The 18,430-nt window shown below is 73.4% G+C and carries 17 protein-coding genes and 1 pseudogene; 6 read left to right on the top strand and 12 right to left on the bottom strand.

Features of this window, described 5'->3' with window-relative positions:
• Positions 1-72 precede the first annotated feature (72 nt).
• The 4 genes from OG500_RS06560 to OG500_RS06545 all read right to left on the bottom strand — a co-directional run bounded on the left by OG500_RS06560 (position 73) and on the right by OG500_RS06545 (position 5,534).
• Complete coding sequence (locus OG500_RS06560) at positions 73-1,395, bottom strand: vWA domain-containing protein (RefSeq protein WP_329577614.1); 1,323 nt, start codon at positions 1,393-1,395, stop codon at positions 73-75.
• Positions 1,392-2,660 carry an AAA family ATPase gene (locus OG500_RS06555; protein WP_327065437.1) on the bottom strand — a complete coding sequence of 423 codons (1,269 nt, stop codon included), beginning with the start codon at positions 2,658-2,660 and terminating at the stop codon, positions 1,392-1,394. Before OG500_RS06555 ends, OG500_RS06560 begins: the two co-directional genes overlap by 4 nt.
• 96 nt (positions 2,661-2,756) lie before the next feature.
• Complete coding sequence (locus OG500_RS06550; RefSeq protein ID WP_329577611.1) at positions 2,757-4,190, bottom strand: hypothetical protein; 1,434 nt, start codon at positions 4,188-4,190, stop codon at positions 2,757-2,759.
• Positions 4,191-4,442: 252 nt separating this feature from the next.
• The gene (locus OG500_RS06545; RefSeq protein ID WP_327065435.1) at positions 4,443-5,534 is read right to left on the bottom strand and encodes a hypothetical protein; all 1,092 of its coding nucleotides are present in this window, start codon (positions 5,532-5,534) and stop codon (positions 4,443-4,445) included.
• Between the two features lie 124 nt (positions 5,535-5,658).
• On the opposite strand from OG500_RS06545, the gene OG500_RS06540 reads away from it, so the two are divergent.
• Entirely contained in the window at positions 5,659-6,426 is a 768-nt protein-coding gene (locus OG500_RS06540; RefSeq protein WP_329577608.1) for an SDR family NAD(P)-dependent oxidoreductase, read from the top strand.
• Between the two features lie 79 nt (positions 6,427-6,505).
• On the opposite strand, the gene OG500_RS06535 is transcribed toward OG500_RS06540, so the two are convergent.
• Together OG500_RS06535 and OG500_RS06530 are read right to left on the bottom strand one after the other, a co-directional pair.
• The gene (locus OG500_RS06535; protein WP_327065433.1) at positions 6,506-7,237 is read right to left on the bottom strand and encodes a bestrophin-like domain; all 732 of its coding nucleotides are present in this window, start codon (positions 7,235-7,237) and stop codon (positions 6,506-6,508) included.
• Positions 7,234-7,371 (bottom strand): hypothetical protein, encoded by a 138-nt coding sequence (locus tag OG500_RS06530; RefSeq protein ID WP_329577603.1) that lies wholly within the window; start codon positions 7,369-7,371, stop codon positions 7,234-7,236. Before OG500_RS06530 ends, OG500_RS06535 begins: the two co-directional genes overlap by 4 nt.
• Positions 7,372-7,815: 444 nt before the next feature.
• Here OG500_RS06530 and OG500_RS06525 point away from each other — a divergent pair, with 444 nt between their 5' ends.
• Positions 7,816-7,959: a hypothetical protein gene (locus OG500_RS06525; protein WP_329577600.1), complete on the top strand. Its 144-nt coding sequence runs from the start codon at positions 7,816-7,818 to the stop codon at positions 7,957-7,959.
• Positions 7,960-8,140: 181 nt separating this feature from the next.
• Here the strand turns inward: OG500_RS06525 and OG500_RS06520 are convergent, their stop codons facing one another.
• Positions 8,141-8,896: a TetR family transcriptional regulator gene (locus OG500_RS06520; protein WP_329577597.1), complete on the bottom strand. Its 756-nt coding sequence runs from the start codon at positions 8,894-8,896 to the stop codon at positions 8,141-8,143.
• Between the two features lie 648 nt (positions 8,897-9,544).
• On the opposite strand from OG500_RS06520, the gene OG500_RS06515 reads away from it, so the two are divergent.
• Positions 9,545-10,903: a GH1 family beta-glucosidase gene (locus OG500_RS06515; protein WP_329577593.1), complete on the top strand. Its 1,359-nt coding sequence runs from the start codon at positions 9,545-9,547 to the stop codon at positions 10,901-10,903.
• On the opposite strand, the pseudogene OG500_RS06510 reads toward OG500_RS06515, so the two are convergent.
• A pseudogene (locus OG500_RS06510) lies at positions 10,901-11,024 on the bottom strand (FAD-dependent monooxygenase); the annotation flags it as partial. The gene OG500_RS06515 and the pseudogene OG500_RS06510 overlap by 3 nt on opposite strands.
• Positions 11,025-11,088: 64 nt before the next feature.
• Positions 11,089-11,994, bottom strand: coding sequence for a LysR family transcriptional regulator (locus OG500_RS06505; RefSeq protein WP_329577590.1), 906 nt, complete (start codon positions 11,992-11,994; stop codon positions 11,089-11,091).
• A gap of 140 nt (positions 11,995-12,134) precedes the next feature.
• Here OG500_RS06505 and OG500_RS06500 point away from each other — a divergent pair, with 140 nt between their 5' ends.
• From OG500_RS06500 to OG500_RS06490, 3 genes are all read left to right on the top strand, one after another.
• On the top strand, positions 12,135-12,989 hold the full coding sequence (locus tag OG500_RS06500) for a 3'(2'),5'-bisphosphate nucleotidase CysQ (RefSeq protein WP_329577587.1): 855 nt from the start codon (positions 12,135-12,137) through the stop codon (positions 12,987-12,989).
• A gap of 48 nt (positions 12,990-13,037) precedes the next feature.
• Positions 13,038-13,634 (top strand): NADPH-dependent F420 reductase, encoded by a 597-nt coding sequence (locus OG500_RS06495; protein WP_329577584.1) that lies wholly within the window; start codon positions 13,038-13,040, stop codon positions 13,632-13,634.
• Positions 13,635-13,953: 319 nt separating this feature from the next.
• Positions 13,954-14,511, top strand: coding sequence for a hypothetical protein (locus OG500_RS06490; RefSeq protein WP_329577580.1), 558 nt, complete (start codon positions 13,954-13,956; stop codon positions 14,509-14,511).
• Positions 14,512-14,635: 124 nt separating this feature from the next.
• On the opposite strand, the gene OG500_RS06485 is transcribed toward OG500_RS06490, so the two are convergent.
• Genes OG500_RS06485 through OG500_RS06475 form a run of 3 tightly spaced genes read right to left on the bottom strand, consistent with a single transcriptional unit; the run spans position 14,636 to position 18,421 of the window.
• A complete protein-coding gene (locus tag OG500_RS06485; protein WP_329577577.1) occupies positions 14,636-15,271 on the bottom strand; it encodes a sarcosine oxidase subunit gamma in 636 nt (211 codons plus the stop codon).
• On the bottom strand, positions 15,261-18,131 hold the full coding sequence (locus OG500_RS06480; RefSeq protein WP_329577574.1) for a sarcosine oxidase subunit alpha family protein: 2,871 nt from the start codon (positions 18,129-18,131) through the stop codon (positions 15,261-15,263). The genes OG500_RS06485 and OG500_RS06480 overlap by 11 nt, the downstream gene beginning before the upstream one ends.
• Complete coding sequence (locus OG500_RS06475; protein ID WP_327065423.1) at positions 18,128-18,421, bottom strand: sarcosine oxidase subunit delta; 294 nt, start codon at positions 18,419-18,421, stop codon at positions 18,128-18,130. The genes OG500_RS06480 and OG500_RS06475 overlap by 4 nt, the downstream gene beginning before the upstream one ends.
• Positions 18,422-18,430 lie beyond the last annotated feature (9 nt).

Genomic DNA, 18,430 nt, shown 5'->3' with positions numbered 1-18,430 from the left:
GCTCCTCGGGCTCGGGGCTTCGGGCGGCGCTCGCGTCCGGGGAGGAGTCTGCAAGGTGGAGCGCACTCCATGTCAACGGGTCGCGGAGGTCGAACCGATCTCGACCACGCGCGCCCACGCCGGTGGTGCGTCCGGCACGTAGTCGGGATCGTTCTCGTCCCACGACCCGCGCGTCCGCAGCCGCGGGAACAGGCCCACCACCGTCCGGCACGGCGGCCGGGTACCCGGCCAACGGGTCTGTCCGTCGGTCAGGACGACGATCACGTCCGGCCGGGGCCCCGTCCGCAGCGCTGTGGCGAAGCCCGCGCGCAGATTCGTGCCCCCGCCGCCCACCAGCGTGATCCCCTCGGCCCGGCACAGCGGCTGCACGGTCCCGGCCGCCGCGTCGCACGGCACGACACTGATCAGGTCGCGACGGCCGCCCACGGCCCGGGAGATCGCGGCCACCTCGCGCAGCGCGCTGCCCAGTTCGGCGTCGCTGACCGAGCCGGAGGTGTCGATGACCACCGACACCCGGGGCGGCCGGCGCCGCAGGCTCGGCAGCACGGCACCGGGCAGCGCGGCCGAGCGGCGCGCCGGACGGCCGTACGTGTAGTCCTCGCCCGCACCGGCGCCGGAGGTCGCCGAGCGGACCGCCGCCCCCAGCAGTTCCCGCCACGGCTGCGGCGGCTGGAACGCCTCCTCCGCCCAGCGCCGCCACCCCTTCGGGGCGCTGCCGGGACGGCCGGTGATGCCCTGCGCCACCCGGAACCGGACGGCGTCCCGCTCCTGCTCGCTCAGGCCGTGCGCGCCCTGCGCCCCCAGCTCCCACTCCCGCTCCAGGCCGTCGGCGCCGCTGCCGCAGTCCAGCCAGGCCATGCCCAAGGTGCCGGGGCCGAGCCCGAACTGGCGCAGGTACTCCTCCAGCAGCTGGCCCTCGGGCAGCCCCAGGGCTCCCGGCCGGACGGCGCCCGCGGGCTCGGCCAGTCCTTCACCGAACACGTCGTCGTTGATCTCGCAGTCCGCGGCGATGTTCATCCGTAACCGTTCCCCGCGGCCGGTCAGGCCGCGCTCGCGGGCGACCCGGTCGCTGCGCCCGTGATGGTCGCGCAGCAGGTGCGACACCTCGTGCACCCAGACGCCGGCCAGCTCCGTGATCGGGGTGCGCGCCACGAAGGCCGGTGAGACGTAGCACCGCCAGTGCCGGTCGACGGCCATCGTCGGGACCTGCCGGGACTCGACGGTGTGCAGCGCGAACAGGGCCGTCGCCAGGTAGGGGCGGACCCGGGCGGCGTGCAGGCGGGCGGCGAAGAGCTTCTCGCGGTCGAGTTCGATCGGCGCGGTCGGCGTGCCGGGTCTGGCCGATGCGCCGGGAATGGACGGCGTGCCGGGTCCGACCGGCGTGGTCGGGGTCATCGGCGGGCCCCGGCGGTGGCGGCGGTGGCCCCGGCGGCGGTGTGCGGTCCCGTCGGCGCTGCCGCCCGGTCCGCTCGCCGGGTCAGCGTCACGGCCCCGGCGAGCCGCTCGATCGATGCCGGGACGTCCCAGTCCGGCCGGCGCAGCGCGGCGAGCGTGGTCGCGGGGACGACGACCAGGTCCGGGGCTCCGGTCTCCAGTGCGCGCGCCAGCAGCGCCCAGGCCGCGTCCCAGCGGGACTTCTCCGGCTGCCGGCGGACCGCGGCCACCACACCGTCGAGCACGGCCTGCCGCAGATCCCCGCGCTCGGGCAGCGTGGCGCTCGCCGGGTCGGCGAGCAGCACCTCGGGATCCGGCAGGTCCATCCGGTCCAGCGCGGCCAGCAGCTCCAGCCCAGGACCGTCGCCCACGGTGCCCCTGACCAGCAGGGAGAGCACGTCGCGGGAGGAGCCTGCCGCGGTCGCGAAGGCGATCAGACGCAGGGTCGTCTCCCAGCTGCGCGGCGACGGCCACGGTCCGCCCCGGCGGCTCTCGCCGGTCGGCAGCCGGTGCACGAGCGTGGGGCGGGCGGTGAGCAGGCCGCACACCGCGCGACGGGCGACGTCCACGGCCCCGGGCAGCCGCTCGCGGTCCAGCCGCGGCAGGGTGGCCCGGGGCCAGGTGCCGCCGAGGCCGCGCACCACGACCTCGTGGTCGTGGGTCCACTGCAGATGGACGAACCGGTTGGCCAGCGGCGGGCTCAGCTCCCAGCCGTCGGCTGCCGAGGCGCGCGGATTGGCGGCGGCCACGATCCGTACGCCGGGCGGTAGTTGCAGCGTGCCGATCCGCCGCTCCAGGACCAGGCGGAGCAGGGCGGCCTGCACGGCCGGCGGTGCGGTGGAGAGCTCGTCGAGGAAGAGCAGTCCGCGGCCGGTCCGGACCAGGCGCACGGCCCAGTCCGGCGGGGCCATCGGGACGCCCTGCTGCGCGGGGTCGTCGCCGAGGACGGGCAGGCCGGAGAAGTCGGAGGGCTCGTGCACGCTGGCGATCACCGTGGTCAGCGGCAGGTCCAGGGCGGTGGCGAGTTGGGTCAGCGCTGCGGTCTTGCCGATCCCCGGTTCGCCCCACAGGAGCACCGGGAGGTCGGCGGCCACGGCCAGGGTGAGGGCTTCCAGCTGGGTGTCCTGGCGTGGCTCGGTGGTCGCGTCACGCAGCAGGGCCAGCAGTTCGCCGGCCACCTCGAGCTGCGGGGCGATGGTGGGGTCGGACGGGGCGTGTGCGGGCATGGGTGATCACCTGTGTCGGTTGTGGTGGTTGTGGTGGTGGGGCGGGTGGGACCGGGCTCAGCCGGTCGGTTCGGCGGTTCGGTTCGGCGGGTGGGTTCAGCCGGTCAGCGCGTGGCGCGGGTGCCGGCGGTGGTCACGGGGGCGGGGCGGGTTCGGCGGGAGACGGTCGGGGCCGGGGCCGACCAGCCCGGCCCGGTAGAGCCCATAGCTGATCCGCCGCAGCGCGGCCGTCTCCAGCTCGTCCCGCAGGGCGCCGGGGCGCAGCAGGGCCTCCGGGCCCAGCAGCTCCTCGACGACGGTCAGCGCACCGGCGATGTCGCCGTGGTCCAGGCGCTCGCGGACGCCGGTGAGGCTGTCCGGACGGCGGTGCGCCAGGTCGATCGCCTGGAGGCAGGGCAGCGGTGTGCCCGAGAGTGCGGCCAGCAACTCCTCGCGGCGGATCTCGGCGGGGTCGTGGTCCAGCGGGGCGAGGACCCCGTCGACCAGGCCGATCCGGTGCCGGGCTCCCCGGCAGTCGACCAGGCGTGGCTGCCCCGCGTGGCCGGTGGCGGCGCAGGGAGCGGTCGTCCGGTGCTCCGGTACCAGCGCCGAGGCCACCAGTGGATGCAGCCGGTCCGGGTCGATCGCCCCCGCACGGAGCAGCTCCAGGTCGGGCAGCAGCCAGGTCGCCGCGTCGGGCAGGACCGGCAGCACGCGGTCGTCCGGGGCCGTGGACACGGAGGTGACCCGCGCGGACGGCGGGCCGACGCCGCTCGGGTCGGTGACCAGCTCCAGGACGAGCCGGCGCCGGGAGCCGAGCCGCACGCTGACGGCACCGACGGGGTGTGGGCCATGGGCACCGGCGGGGTGGCCCTCGGCGAGGAGCAGGATCGCGGCCTCGGCCGCCCACCGGTCCACGGCGCAGGAGCGACCCGGCGGCAGCAGCCCCGGTGGTAGCGGAAGCGGCGGCAGCCGAGGCGGCGCGCCGGTGGGCTGTTGCCCGGCTCCGGAGCGCAGCCGCAGCTCGTCGGCCCGGCTCGCGTCCCACAGGTGGCGGTGCAGGTCGAGGCGGAACCGCGGGTGCGGGCGGGCATGCGGATGGAGGCCGGCGGCGCTGTCGGGGCCGGTACCGTGCCACAGCGCGAGGCTGACCCGCTGGCCGGCGTCCGCCCAGGCGGGCGGGGTCCGGACCACCAGGTGCACCGGGCGGTCGCCGGCACCGTCCGCGGTTGGGTAGCGGGCGAGTGAGACGGTCAGCCCCGGGCGCAGCAGTCCGTCCGGGGCGACCCTCGGCAGGTGCCAGCGCAGCAGGTCGGGTGCCAGTCGGCGGAGGTCGGCCCGGACCCGTGCCGTGAGTTCCCGGCCGTGGGTGCGCGCCAGGGTTCGCAGACCGAGGTCGACGTCGACGCCTGCGGCGGCGCACGCCCCTGCCCAGTCCCCGGCGGAGCGGCGGGCGGTCGCGGTTGCGATCATGGCGGACGGCACGGCGAACTCGCGCACGCGCAGCCAGCGGGAGAGGTGGGAATCCCCACGCGCAGTCGGAGTGAGCATCAGCACTCACCTTGCGCGGATGGGACCCCCAATCTGTGAACAGAGTGAGTGGTCATCGGCAGGGACTCTAGCGCTCCTCGCCACGGCCTGCGAGGGATTTTCCGGCGGACATCGGCGGCCACCGGGGGCGGACATCGGCGGACATCGGCGGCCACCGGGGGCGGCCGGATGCCCGGGGCGCCGGAGGGACTGTCGGACCGTCAGGTCATCAGGCTGTCGCAGCCGTATGCCGGTCATCGGGTCGTCAGGTCATCAGGCCGTCGCACCAGGACGCCGGTCGGCGGGGCGGCGGGGCGGGATCGGCGTGGCCGGGAAGTCCCGCGGGCCGGTCCACAGGGCCGGCACGGCGTCGCAGCGGCGGGCGAGCTCGTAGGCGATCGACTCGTAGTTGACCCGCCAGCCGTGGAAGTGCGGCCAGGCCAGTATGGTCGGCCGCTCGGCCTCGAAACCGGAGGCGATGATCATGGTCACCGCCGCGTCGAACTCGGCGTAGCTGATCCGGATCGGGCTGTTCGGCTCCGGATCAGGGTCGTAGTCGATCCGCAGCACCCGTGCGATGTCGCGCAGCGCCGTGAAGCCGGCACGCAGCACCAGCCGGGCCTCCGGCGGCGCGCTGCGCGGGCTGAGCGAGAGCTGGATCGCGGCGGCGTCCATCACCGCGATCAGCCCGACGATCCAGCTGCGGTGCGCCTGCGGGGAACGGAAGGAGACCAGCACCGGGTAGTTGGAGTGGCTCTCGCCCAGTTCGGCGGCCAGCCGCTCCCAGTCGCGGTAGAGCTGCGGCAGCGCCGTCTCGGTGTCCACCAGGGACTGCCGCGCCAGCAGTTCGGGTCCCCAGGCCGGCTCGCCCGCCCGGGACTGCAGCAGCGTCACCTCGACCTCCCGGCGGTTGTACGAGCCGTACAGCGTGGGCAGGTAGGCGATCTGCAGCGCGATCACCACCGGTCCGCTGGCGGCGGCCAGGAAGTCCAGCGCCGAGAGCCGAAGCCGGTCGCCGCTGGCGAAGCCGAGGGTGAAGAGGCTGGAGCCGGCCTCTCTTATCGACACGCTCCAGCCGAGTCCGGAGTCGGCGTAGGTCAGCAGCGTGAAGGAGGCCAGCAGCGCGCAGAGCCAGCAGAACAGCATGCCGACCAGGATCAGCGGCGCCAGCCAGGCCTGGGCCCGGTCATGGGCCCGGTAGCTGCGGAACGGCGCGGCGCAGGCGTGCAGGACGGCGCGCAGCGACCGCCACAGCCGGGTGACCAGCGAGGAGTAGAGCCCGCGCGGCACCACCAGGGTGCGCAGAATGCTGGCGATGGTGAGCGCGAGCAGCAGGACACCGGCCAGTGCGGAGATCAACCTCATGGCCGACATTCTCGATCATCGGCGGCTCTGGTGCGGGAGCGACCGGTGGGTGGGCGGCCGATAGGGTGCTGCCGATGATCATAGGGGCGGGTCGGCCGGCCCGATCCGGGGGGAGCGGGGAACGGTGCGACAGCAGCGGCTTGCGGTGGTGTCAGGTGGCGGGACCGGGATCGGCAAGGCGATCGCGGCGCAGCTGGCGGCCGACGGCCGCCGGGTGGTCGTCCTCGGGCGGCGGGCGGAGGTCCTGGAGCAGGCCCGCGCCTCGATCGACCGGGCGGTCGGCGCGCCCAGCGTCGTGCCGGTGCCGGTGGACCTGACCGACGCTCAGCAGGTCGGCGAGGCCGCGGCGGTGATCGCCGAGCTGGGGCCGGTGGACGTCCTGGTGAACAACGCGGGCGCGGTGATCACCGCGCCCGCCGACGAGACGCTCGCCGCGCTGGCCGATGCCTGGCGCCGGGACCTGGACACCAACCTGCTGACGGCCGTCCTGCTGACCACCGCGCTGCAGGAGCGGCTGCGCCGTCCCGGCGGGCGGCTGATCATGATCAGCTCCGCCGCCGCCCAGCGCGGCGGCGCAGGCGCGCACTCGGCCGGCTCGTACGCCGCGGCGAAAGCGGCGCTGCACGGCTGGGCGTTCGGGCTGGCCCGCGCGCTGGGGCCGGACGGGATCACGGTCAACGTGCTGGCCCCCGGGTACATCGAGGACACCGAGATCTTCGGTGACCGCTGGAGCGAGCGTTTCCACGCCGAGAAGGTGGCCGACACGCTGGTCGGCCGGGCCGGCACCCCCGCCGACGTCGCCGCCGCCGTCGGTTACCTGGCCTCGCCGGCCGCCGGGTACCTCACCGGGCAGGTGATCGGTCTCAACGGCGGTGCTGTGCTGGGGCGTTAAGGACGGCGGCTGCGGGGCCGGGGCGTTGGCGACGGCGGCTGCGGGGCCTGCTGCCGGGCGGCTCGACGCGCCTGGGGCGTCAACTCTGCTGGGACAGTTGGGCGAAGCGCTGCAGGCTCTGCTGGTAGGCCACCGGGGTGACGTGCATCGGGCCGGTGTAGGGGTGCGTCATGTGCAGCACCAGGTAGATCCCGAAGCCCACCACCGCGCCGACCAGGCCGAGTGCGATCGCCTCCCGGTGGTGGAAGGTCAGGCCCGCGATCGGCGCGTAGAGCAGCACCAGCAGGCCGGTACCGATCAGGGCCGGGTAGAGCGGGGCGGGCAGGGTCAGCGAGGCGTCCGCCAGACGGATCTGGCGCTTGGTCGAGACGTCGTCCAAGTCGCTGAGCTCGGCGGTGCGTTGGGGTGAGTCGGGCAGCGACTCGACGTGCGTGCGCACGGTGTCAAGGCTGGTCCAGGTGGCCGGGTCGGAGCTGCCGTGGGTCATCGCCTGGAAGTCCGGGCCGATCACGTCGACGACGTAGGAGCGCAGCAGCGGGCGGGTGCTCGCGTCGGCGTCCGTGTAGGCGGCGTTGAGCGCGCGGGCCTCGTCCCAGGTGTGGCCGCGCGCGGTGTTCAGGTTGGACCAGGACCCGGCGATCAGGAAGGCGGCGACCAGGATGAAGGACGAGAGCGACGCCGAGCCCAGGAACCCGAGCGCGCCGCTGGAGAAGGAGCCCTCGCGGGAGCGCGTGGTGCGGCCGAAGGCGGCCAGGATGCCCACGGCCAGCGCGGCGCCGAGGATTACGGCGAGGATGATTCCCAGACTCAACGACGTCTCCCTGCAGTGTGGTTGATGAAGGTGGCAGCCGCGGCGATGACGGCCGGGATGGTGATGGCGACCAGGGCGAAGGCGCTCTGCGGCTCCTGCGCCACGGACAGGTTGTCCGGGGGCCGGGTGGGCACCGCGGTCACCGCATGCGTCTGGGTGGGAAGCGGCGGGGGTGGCAGGACCGGGGCCGGCTTCGTGGGCGGTGGCGCGGTCACTGGTTTCAGCGGGGCAACTGCCTTGGGAGCGGCCAGCTTTGGCGCAGCCGGCTTGGGTGCGGCCAGCTTGGGAGGGGGAGGGGCCGCGGCGTGGGTGACCGGGGCGGCCGGTGGCGGGCTGGCGGCGGGATGGGGCGCCGGCGGTGCGGGGGGTTTCGGGGGTGGCGGCGGAGTGGGTGGCGGAGGGACCGTCGGGGGCGGTGAGGGTGGTACCGGTGGTGGTGGCGGATTCGGGGGCGGCGGCGGGGTGGGAGGCGGTGGTGGCTCGGGCGGGCACGGTGGCGGTGGTGGGGGCGGCGGGCACGGGTGCGGGGGGAGCGGCGGGTAGGGCCAGACCGGGACCACGGGCCAGTGGTGGGGCGGGTGGTCGTGCTGCTGCCCGGGACCGTGGTGCTCGTGGCCGTCAGCGTGCTCGGTGTGCTCGTCGTGTCCGGTGAGCACGTCGTGTTCGTTGCCTTGGTGCGCCTCGTCGTCGCCTCGCATGTCCAGGACGATAATCAGGCGTGATTGGGCCGAAGTGCTGAATGGTTTCCTTTCCCGGGGAATTGACCCTTGCGGGGGGCGCGGGCTCGCCTCGTCGTACGTGCGGCGAACTCATGTTCCGTTTCGGCCTGCAGTCCGGGGTGCAGTTCGGTCGGGCAGATCGGCGAGAAGCCCGGCGGGGCGCCCGGCAAGGCCCCGGGCGGGATCAGCCGGCCAGGTACCGGCGGAGCAGCGACTTGCACTCGGCGATCAGTGCGGGATCGCCGTCCCGGTCGTACTGGAAGGCGAGTTTGAGCACCGCGTCCGCGCATTCGAGGGCCACCCGCAGGGCCAGCGGGCCGGGTCCGCGCCCGTCGCCGGACAGGTGCTGGGTGGTGAGCCGATGCAGCAGCTGGGCCACCGCGCTGTTGTTGTCCAAGGCACCGTCGAGCAGGTGTTCCACATTCTCCAGGGCGGGCGGGGTGGGACCGGTCAGGCCGAAGTCGAGCGCGCCGAAGCCGGGCACCGCGCGCTTCATCGCCACGAACTCCTCGACCGCCAGGTCGACGAACCCGCCGATGTCCTGCGGGGACTCCGCGGCCAGCCGCCGGGTCAGCCGGTCGAGGTACCGCCTCAGGTTGCGCCGGGCGAGCGCCGCGAGCAGGCTCTGCTTGCCGGTGAAGAACTGGTAGAGCGTACCGATCGGGACGTGGGCGCGGGCCGCGATCTCCTTGGTGGTCAGCGCGGCCGTGCCCACCTCGTCGAGCAACTCCGCGCAGGCGTCCAGGATCCGCTCCAGGCGCTCCTGGCTGCGCTGCTGCACCGGCCGGCGCCGCAACTCGGGATCGGTCGCCTCGAACAGCGCGCCGCCGCCCACCCCGACCGCACCGCTCACCGGTTCAACGGCCGCACCGGCAACGCCGCCGGCCGCCGGCTCACCGTTCACCTGGGGTGCCCGGCTCTTCGGGTTCCGCTCGTTCATGTGCTGCCCAGCTCCCGTCCTCACCGCCTGCACGACTACTGTGCCGCATCCGGTGCGCAGCAGGCGAATCACCATCGTGAGGAATCCTCATTTTCAGCGGCGATCCGGGGAGCCGGGGGAGCCGAGGGCGGCTTCCGCCGGTGCAACTATGGGCCAGCTGCCGCTGCATGGGGCGCCCCCGACGGCTGAAGCGCCGTCCTGCCCGGCGTCCGCACCGCTTCGCGGCTGGGGCCCGTGCGGGAGGTCGATCGGCCCGATCGCCGTCCCATCTTCGGCCCTGTGCCGCAGGGTTGCTTGCATGAGTTCTGCTCATCTTCGTCGATGGAGCTGCCATGGGCGGTGCACGATGGCCACACGGGTGAACTCGCCTGTGCTCACTACCATCGCCATGCCAGGACGTGGCGTTGCTGCGTGGCCTCGGGCCGATGGTTCCGCTCTTCGATCGACTGGCCCAGGATCCGGCCCATCGGTCATGGGCTCGCCGATCCGATCCACCGCGCCGACCGGGCGGCTGCGGGATCGGGGCGGTGCTGTCCTGGGCCTTGCTGCTTGCGGCCTTCGGTCGCCGACGGCTGTTTCAGCTCTGGTGTTTCGGGAGTGAGCCACTAACATGAGGTCTCCTCGCATTTTGCGAAAGGGGATGGGGAGATGGCGAATCGACGTGACCTGCCGGTGGCCTTCCGCTGGGGCGCCTCCACGGCGGCGTACCAGGTCGAAGGGGCGGTGGACGAGGACGGGCGTGGGCCGTCGATCTGGGACGTGTTCACGGCTCGCCCCGGGGCCGTGCGCGACAGTCGCACCGGCGAGATCGCCTGCGACCACTACCACCGCCATACCGAGGACGTGGCGTTGATGCGCGACCTAGGCCTGGACGGCTACCGCTTCTCGATCGCCTGGCCCAGGATTCAGCCCACCGGCGCCGGTTCGGCCAATCCGGCCGGTCTCGGTTTCTACGATCGGCTTGTGGACGACCTGCTCGCCGTCGGGATCTCCCCGCTGCCGACGCTCTTCCACTGGGACCTGCCGCAGGCCCTTGAGGAGGGCGGCGGCTGGTTGGCTCGTGACACGGCGTACCGCTTCGCCGAGTACACCGAAATCGTCGCCGACCGGCTCGGTGACCGCGTGCCCGCATGGATCACTCTCAACGAGCCCTTCGTCCACATGGTGTACGGCTACGCGCTCGGGATCCACGCTCCGGGGCGCACGCTGATGCTCGACGCGCTTCCGGTCGCGCACCATCAGCTGCTCGGGCACGCTCTGGCGGCCGAGGTGTTGCACGAGCGCGGCCACGCCGTGGTGATCGCCAACAACCTCAGCCCGGTGTGGCCGGCGAGTGACGCGGCGGCGGACATGGCGGCCGCCGCCGCGTACGACGTCCTGCACAACCGGCTGTTCACCGATCCGCTGCTGCTCGGGCGCTACCCGGACCTGAGCGCGTACGGCGTGTCACCGGACCTCGGCGGGTGTGTCCGGCCCGGGGACTTGGAGCTCATCGCCGCTTCAGGGCTGGACGGGCTCGGCGTCAACTACTACAACCCGACCCGGATCGCCGCGCCGACCGACCCCGGCGGTCTCCCGTTCACCGAGGCCGAGATCACCGGTGTGCCCCGAACCGCCTTCGGCTGGCCGGTCGTTCCGGACGGCCTGCGCGAACTCCTGGTCGGCCTGCGGGACCGGTACGGCGACGCACTTCCGCCGATCACCATCACCGAGAACGGCTGCTCCGTCGCCGACCGACCCGCCCCCGACGGCACCATCCCCGACCAACCGCGCATCGACTACCTGGCCGGCCACCTCGACGCCCTCGCCGCAGCGATCGCCGAAGGCGTGGACGTGCGGGGCTACTTCACCTGGTCCCTGCTCGACAACTTCGAATGGGCCGAGGGGTTCAGCCAGCGCTTCGGCCTGGTCCACGTCGACTTCGCGACGCAGCTGCGCACGCCCAAGGCCTCGTACGCCTGGTACCGCGACCTGATCGCCGCCCACCGAGCCCACCGAACAGGGTAGTTGGCCTCCAGGGGAGAGGTCGGCCTCGTGGACGGTGGGCGGGGATGCCGTGGACGTGCAGGACGCGCGCGAGGGTGAGGCCGCCCAGGCCCGCGCCGATGAGCGTGACCGGTGCCGGCATGGTGTTTTCTTCGAAGTCATGGTGGAACGCTGTTCCATTCGCACGCGCGGCCGTGCGGCGTCGGCTACGACGCTCCGCAGGTGGCCAGTGCGGTTCGCGCCAGTGCGCGCAGCCAGGTGTGGGCGTGGTCGGTGTCGTAGCGCTGATGCCACGACAGGTAGACCGGTGCCGAGGGCAGTTCGACCGGAAGGGGGAGCACGACCAGACCGAGGCCGGCGGCCGCGGTGCGTACGGTGATTTCGGGGACGCTGATCAGGAGGTCGGAGCCGCGCGCGAACTCCAGCGCGGCCGCTTCGGTGGGCGCGGCCGCCACCACCCGGCGGGTGAGGCCGAGTCGCGCGAGGGCGTCGTCGACCGCGTTGCTGAGGTTCCCACGTCGCGAGACGGTGACGTGTTCGGCGGCGGCGTACCGCTCGGCGGTGACGGTTCGGGCGCGGGTGAGAGGGTGTCCGCGCCTCACGACGGCGACGAGGCGGGTCTCGCCCACCTTCTCGGCGCGGATGTCGGGTGCGCTCGGACGGTTGGCGTTCGCCTCCAGATCGACCTCGCCACGCCGCAACTCGGGGGTGTCGACGCTCGATTCCGCGACGAAGCGCAATCGCACGCCCGCCGCCTGTCCGCGTACGGCCGCGAGCAGCGTGGGGCCACTCATGGCGACCAGGGAATCGTGCCAGCGGAGTGTGAAGGTGCGTTCCAGGGTTGCCGGATCGAGTTCACGGCTCGGTGCGAGCACGCCCCGGACCTGGTGCAGCAGCTCGTGCACCTGCTCCCGGACGGCGATCGCGTAGGGCGTCGGGGTCATGGCGCGGCCGGTGCGCACCAGGATCTGGTCGCCGGTCGTGCGCCGGATCCGGCCCAGGCTCCGGCTCATCGCGGGGGCGGTGACGTGCAGTCGTGCGGCCGCTCCGGCCACGCTGCCCTCCTCCAGCAGCGCGTCGAGCGCGGTGAGCAGATTCAAATCCAATTGCATGGGAGTAATCCCAGCCGTACTTGACATGCATTTGATGTTAATGGAGGGGGTGGATAGCGTCGTCACCACGGCGCAGGGCGGAACGCGCGTCCTGGCCCGAAATCCTCTTCACCACCCTTTGTTCAGACGGGAGTTCCACCATGTCCGAAACGCTTCAGAGCACTGACGTCACCGGCACCGGCACCGTCACCGTCACCGTCTCCGTCTCCGTCTCCGACGCCGACCTGCTCGACCGGACCGCGGCCGCCGTGCGTGAGGCCGGTTCGGCACTGCGCGAGCGGTACGGCGAGGTGGTCCCCTACCGGACCCGCGAAGAGCTGATGAGCGCGCTCGCGGCCAACGACGACACGGCCCTCGGCATCCTGCGCCCCCGCCTCACGAGCCTTCGCCCGGACGCCGGCTGGGTGGAGGACGAGCTGGACGGCGGGGCGCTGCCGGCCGGCGAGTGGTGGGTCGTGGATCCGGCTGAAGGCAACGTCAACCACCTGCACGCCCTGCCGGAGTGGGCGGTGACCGCCACCCTCGTGCGCGACAACCGGCCGGTGCTCACCGTGGTCCACCTGCCGTTGACCGGCGAGACCTACACCGCGCTCACCGGCGCGGGCGCCCACCTCGACGGCCGGCCGCTGAGCGTCTCCCGGACCGCGGACCTCGGCCTGAGCATCGTGGCCACCAGTCAGGCCCGGCCGGACGAGGCCGAGAAGGTCGTGCGGCGCGTCGGCTCCTCGATCACCGCGATGCTCTTCGACGCGCTCGTCGTCCGCGTCGCCGTACCCGCGACCCTGCACCTGCTGAACGTGGCCGCCGGCCGGCTCGACGCCTTCTGGCAGTTCGCCGGCGCCCGGGCGGACCTGCTGCCCGGCGCGCTCCTCGTCAGCGAGGCCGGCGGACGGATCTCCGACGCCGAGGGCCGCCCCTGGACCCCGCAGAGCGAAAGCTTCCTGGCCACCGCGCCCGGCGTCCACGCCGAGGCCGTCGCCACGCTTTCACGCTGACTCTGCACCACACCCGCAAACCCGCACGCACGGAAGGACCAGATCATCATGACCACGATCGCCGTTCTCGGAAACGGCCGCGTCGGCGGCAACCTGGCCACCGCCCTCACCCGGGCAGGACATGAGGTGACCGTGGCGGACCGCGCGCCGGGCGCCGCCGCCGACGCCGCCCGAACAGCCCGGATCGTCATCAACGCCACCCCGGGCGCCGGCTCCCTGGACCGGCTCGCCGCGCTGCGCGACGAACTGCGCGACAAGATCCTCGTCGACGTCTCCAACGCCACCGTCGACGGACCGGACGGACTGCCCGCCGACCTGATCTACCCCGGCTCGAGCCTCGCCGAGCAACTCCAGGAAGCGCTCCCCGAAACACACGTTGTCAAGACACTCAACACCATGCTCTTCCCGGTGATGACCGCGCCGGCCACGCTCGCCCAGACGCCCACGGTGTTCCTCTCCGGCGAGGACCCCAGGGCCAAGCAGACCGTCCGCGAACTCCTCACCGACCTCGGCTGGCGCAAGGAGTGGATCACCGACCTCGGCGGGATCCGGACCGCCCGCGCCACGGAGGCCGCGATCCTGTTCGTACCCCACGTGATCCGGTCCAGCGGATTCGTCCCCTTCGCGATTTCGATCACCCGCTGACCCCGGACGGCGGTGCCTGCGTCCCGACCCGTGCCGACCAGGCGTGCTGGGGTGGGGGCTGCAGGGAGCCGGCCGGCGGCGTGGGCGGTCCGGCGAAGCTCGGCCTCGGCCCGTACCGCGAGAGGTGGAGAAACCGTCACAGACACGGCGGCCGCTGACCGAGTGTGCCGTTGGGCGGGCAAGGACGAGCGTCGACCGCACGGCCGGGCAGGCTCGCCCGCGTCGAATGGACAGCCGGCGCATGGGAAGATCGGTTCCCCGGCACCATCCGCACCAGAGCGGTCGGCGAAGCCGTCCGAATCGTCATCGAGGAGCAGCTGTGACCGAGCAGCCCGGCCCGCAGCAGCGCATCGCCGACACCATCCGCCCGGCCATGCTCAACGGCCTGCAGGATGTCGAGCTGATCGGCGACCCGGGCACCGAGTGCATCAACGAGTGGGTCGACTGGATTGCCGCAGTCGTCGCCGGCCAGGTCGTGCAGTCGATCGCAGCCGAACGCGACGCCTTCGCGGACCGGGTGGACACCCTCACACTCGTCGCCAGGCGCAACCAGGAGGGATGCAAGGATGCGACCCGAGACGTGCAGCGACTCGAGGCCCGTGTCGCCGAGCTGGAAGCGGAGCTGACGCAGCTGCGTGCACCCGGAGTCGTGCTCCCCGGCCCGGGGGCGGAACTCGACGCGGGATCGGCAGCCGGCAGGCCTGCCCAGTCCCTCCGGGACCGGCTCCGCGCCAGGTACCCCGCGACCGCAGCGGCTCTGGACCGCCGGGATGCCGAGGCCGATCCGAGCCGGAACACCGAGGGCTGCCCGGATGACCCGAACGACCTGCCGCACCCGTTGAGCTGCCCCGGGCACGATGAGCCTGTGGCACTGTGACGTCCCGCTGACGTCCCGGCTGCACCGACACACGCGGCGCAGGACTGTGAGGTGCCGGCGCGACTGCGGTGAACCCGGCATGCGGGTATGACAGAGCGGGTTCCCGCACGACGCCCGGACCCGTTCAGGGTGTGAGCCGGGGGTGGCGGTACTCCTCCATCGCGTCGAGGAGCCAGTCCGTCAGGTACTGCGCGAACGACCCCCGCACGAGTAGCCGGTAGGTCGGCTCCGCGTCGACCTGGTGGAGGATCACCTGGATCTTGCCGAGCAGCGTCTGTGCACAGCGGCCCGGCCCGAAGGCGCGGGGGTGCAGGTCGAGCGAGCAGCCCTTCTCCAGGACCTGGCGGGCGGCGGGACCGGACAGTTCGAGGGTGGTGCGGTTGGCGGAGACGTCCACGACCGATCCGGGCTCGTCCGCCAGCGCCGCCCGCAGCAGGTCGGCGGTGGCGCCCGCGGAGCCGTCGGGGCCCAGCACGAGCCACTCCTGCGGGCCCAGCCAGAGGACCTGGAGGCTTCCCGCCTCGATGACGGTGTTCGGGGCGGTCGGCAGTGGCGAGCCCAGCGCCGCGGCGATCCTCCCCCAGCCTCCGGCCGGGGGCGCCCCCATGGCGGCCGGCCCGTGCGGGTTGAGCTGGAGGTCGAGTTGCGCGAGGAAGGGCACCTCGCGCAACCGGACTCCCCGCTCTCCGCCGGTCGAGTGCGCCGCGAGGACGTCGGCGAGGTGCCCGAGTGGGCTGCGCCGGTGGGTGTCAGCCGTCACGGCGGGTCCCCTTCGGGTCGTAGAGGACGGGGTCGGTGATGGTCGCGGCGACCACGCCGTCGGGCAGCGGCGCGTAGACCCTCTCGCCCAGCCGCTCCCGCCCGCCGACGACGAGTGCCAGGGCGAAGGTGCGACCGAGCGCCGCGCTGCGGTAGCTGGAGGTGACGTGCCCCAGCGCCCTGGTGGGCGGTGACACCTCGGCGTCCGCCACCAGCTGCGCGCCCTCCGGTAGCAGCACGGCGGGATCCACGGGCAGCAGGCCGACCAGCTGCCTGCGGTCGCCGCGCGCGGTGTCGGCACGGCGGAAGGAACGCTTGCCGATGAAGGGCTTCCGCTGGGAGACGACCCACTCCATGCCGAGGTCCTGCGGGGTGACCGTGCCGTCGGTGTCCTGGCCGATGACGGGGTAGCCCTTCTCGGCGCGCAGCACGTGCATGGTCTCGGTGCCGTACGGGGTGATGCCCAGCGGTGCGCCGGCCCGGATGACGGACTCCCAGGTGGCGAGGCCGTACCAGCCGGCGACGTTGATCTCGAAGGCCAGCTCGCCGGAGAAGGAGATGCGGCAGATCCGGGCCGCCACGCCGCTCGCGAGGCGGGTCTCACGGGCCGTCATGAAGGGGAAGGCGTCGTTCGACACGTCCAGGTCCGGGGCCAGGGCTGCGACGACCTCGCGCGATCGGGGGCCGACGACCGCGACCGTGGCCCACTGCTCGGTCACCGAGGTGAACCGCACGCGCAGCTCGGGCCATTCGGTCTGCGACCACTCCTCCAGCCAGTCCAGGACGCCCGCGGCGTTCCCGGTCGTGGTCGTCATGATGTAGTGGTCGGCTGCCAGGCGCAGGGTCACGCCGTCGTCGAGGACCATGCCGTCCGCCCGGCACATCACCCCGTACCGCGCGGAGTTGACGGCCAGCTTGGCGAAGGCGTTGGTGTAGACACGGTTCAGGAACTCGCCCGCGTCGGGCCCGATGACGTCGATCTTGCCGAGGGTGCTGGCGTCCATGACGGCGACGCCTTCGCGGGCCGCGCGGCACTCGCGCTCCACGGCCGCCGCCATGGACTCCCCGGGCCGCGGGTAGTACCAGGGGCGCTTCCACTGGCCGACGTTCTCGAAGACCGCGCCGTGCTCGACGTGCCAGGGATGGATCGCGGTGGTGCGCACCGGGTCGAAGAGGGCGCCGCGTTCACGCCCGGCGAGCAGCGCGAAGGAGACGGGTACGTACGGGCCGCGGTAGGTGGTGGTGCCCACCTCGCCCGGCGAGCGGGCGCCGAGCAGCCGGGCGATGACGCCGGTGGCGCTCACTCCGGACGCCTTGCCCTGGTCGTGCGCGGTGCCGATGGTGGTGTAGCGCTTGATGTGCTCGACGGAGCGCATACCGGCTCGGATCGCGCGCTGCACGTCCGCGACCGTGGCGTCCCGCTGCAGGTCGACGAAGTGGTCGTGCCACTCGGAGGGGTCGCCCGTCTCGCCGGGCACGAGCCACACCGGCCGCGGCCGGGCCGGCGGGAGGTCGCCGGAACTGGGCGGCACCGAGGGCACGCTGGTGGGGAAGCCTGCCAGGTCGGCTGCCTCGACCCCGGCGGCGAAGGCGCCGCCGAGGCACCCGGCGAGGTCGAGGACGCCCAGGGCGGCTCCGACGCTGACGACGTTCTGTGCGGCCTGCGCGGGGACGAACGCCGCCAGGTCGTCCTCGTAGCGGGTCGTGCCCTGGGACTGGCTCCACAGATGGACGGCCGGGTTCCAGCCGCCCGAGACGGCGAGCAGGTCGCAGGCCACCTCGCGGACCGGGCCGCTGATCGCGTCGTCGGCATCGAGCTCGGCGATGCGGACCGCCGACAGACGATCGTGACCCCGGGTGCCGACCACGGCCGATCCGGTGCGGACCTCGATCCCGGCACCGCGCGCGGAGGCGACGAGATCGGCGGGCGGCTCCGGCCGGGTGTCGACCAGTGCCGCCACCCGGGCCCCGGCCGCGACCAGGTCGAGCGCGGTGGCGTAGGCGTGGTCATTGGTGGTGAGGACCACGGCCCGGCGGCCGGGGAGCACGGCGTACCGGTTCACGTAGGCGCGCACGGCGGCGGCGGACATGACGCCCGGTCGGTCGTTGCCGGCGAAGACCATCGGCCGCTCGTGGGCGCCGGTCGCCAGGACCACCCGGCGGGCCCGGATGTGCCACAGACGCTGCCGGGAGACGCCGGGGACGGGGTGCGGGCCGAGGTGGTCGGTGCGGTGCTCGGCGACGAGCAGGTAGTTGTGGTCGTGGTAGCCGATCGCCGTGGACCTGGTGAGGATCCGGGTGTCGCTCTGCGCGGTGAGCTCCGCACGGGCGTCCGCCACCCAGTCGAGCGCCGGGCGGCCGTCGATCGACTCCCGCCCCGCGAGCAGGGATCCACCGAGTTCCGGCTGGTCGTCGACCAGGACGACGCGGGCGCCGCAACGCCCGGCCGCGAGGGCCGCGGCGAGTCCGGCCGGGCCGCCGCCGACGACCAGGACGTCGGTGTGGATGTGCATCTTGTCGTGGACGGCTTCGTCGGGCCTCGGGTCGAGGCGGCCGAGGCCCGCGAGGCCGACCGCCGAGAGGCCCTCGTACAGCTCGATCGTGGTCGCGAGGAGCATCGGCTCCGAGCAGGGCCCGTCGACCTGGACGAGGGCGCTCGGCTCCTCCACGCCTGCGGTGCTGATGCCGCGCGGCCGCCCGCGGTGGAGGCTGGGACCGACCCGCAGCACGCCGTTGGCGAGCAGGGCGGAGGCGAGCGTGTCGCCGCGCAGGCCGGTGTACGCCACGCCGTCGAAGGTGAAGCGCAGGGGAGCGGAGCGGTCGACCCGTCCGCCGCGGGGGAGACGCCGGGGCTGCGTCATGCGGTCACCGGCTTCGGCCGGCCGGCGGCCGTCGGGCGATCGCTCGGCACGGCCAGGATCTGGTGGGTGACGGTGTGTCGGACGACGTTGAACCAGCGCCGGCAGCCGGCGGCGTGCGACCAGCGTTCCGCGAAGGGGCCCTTGGTGTTGTCGCGCACGAACAGGTACTCGCCCCACTCGGCGTCGGACAGGCCCTCGGGGTCCGCCGGGTAGGCGACATGGGCCTGGCCGCCGTAGTGGAACTCGAGCTCGTCCCGTTCGCCGCACCAGGGACAGGCGATCAGCAGCATGCGTGGTCC

The sequence above is a fragment of the Kitasatospora sp. NBC_01250 genome (genome assembly GCF_036226465.1).
Lineage (GTDB): Bacteria > Actinomycetota > Actinomycetes > Streptomycetales > Streptomycetaceae > Kitasatospora.
This window is presented reverse-complemented; position numbering and strand designations above follow the sequence as displayed.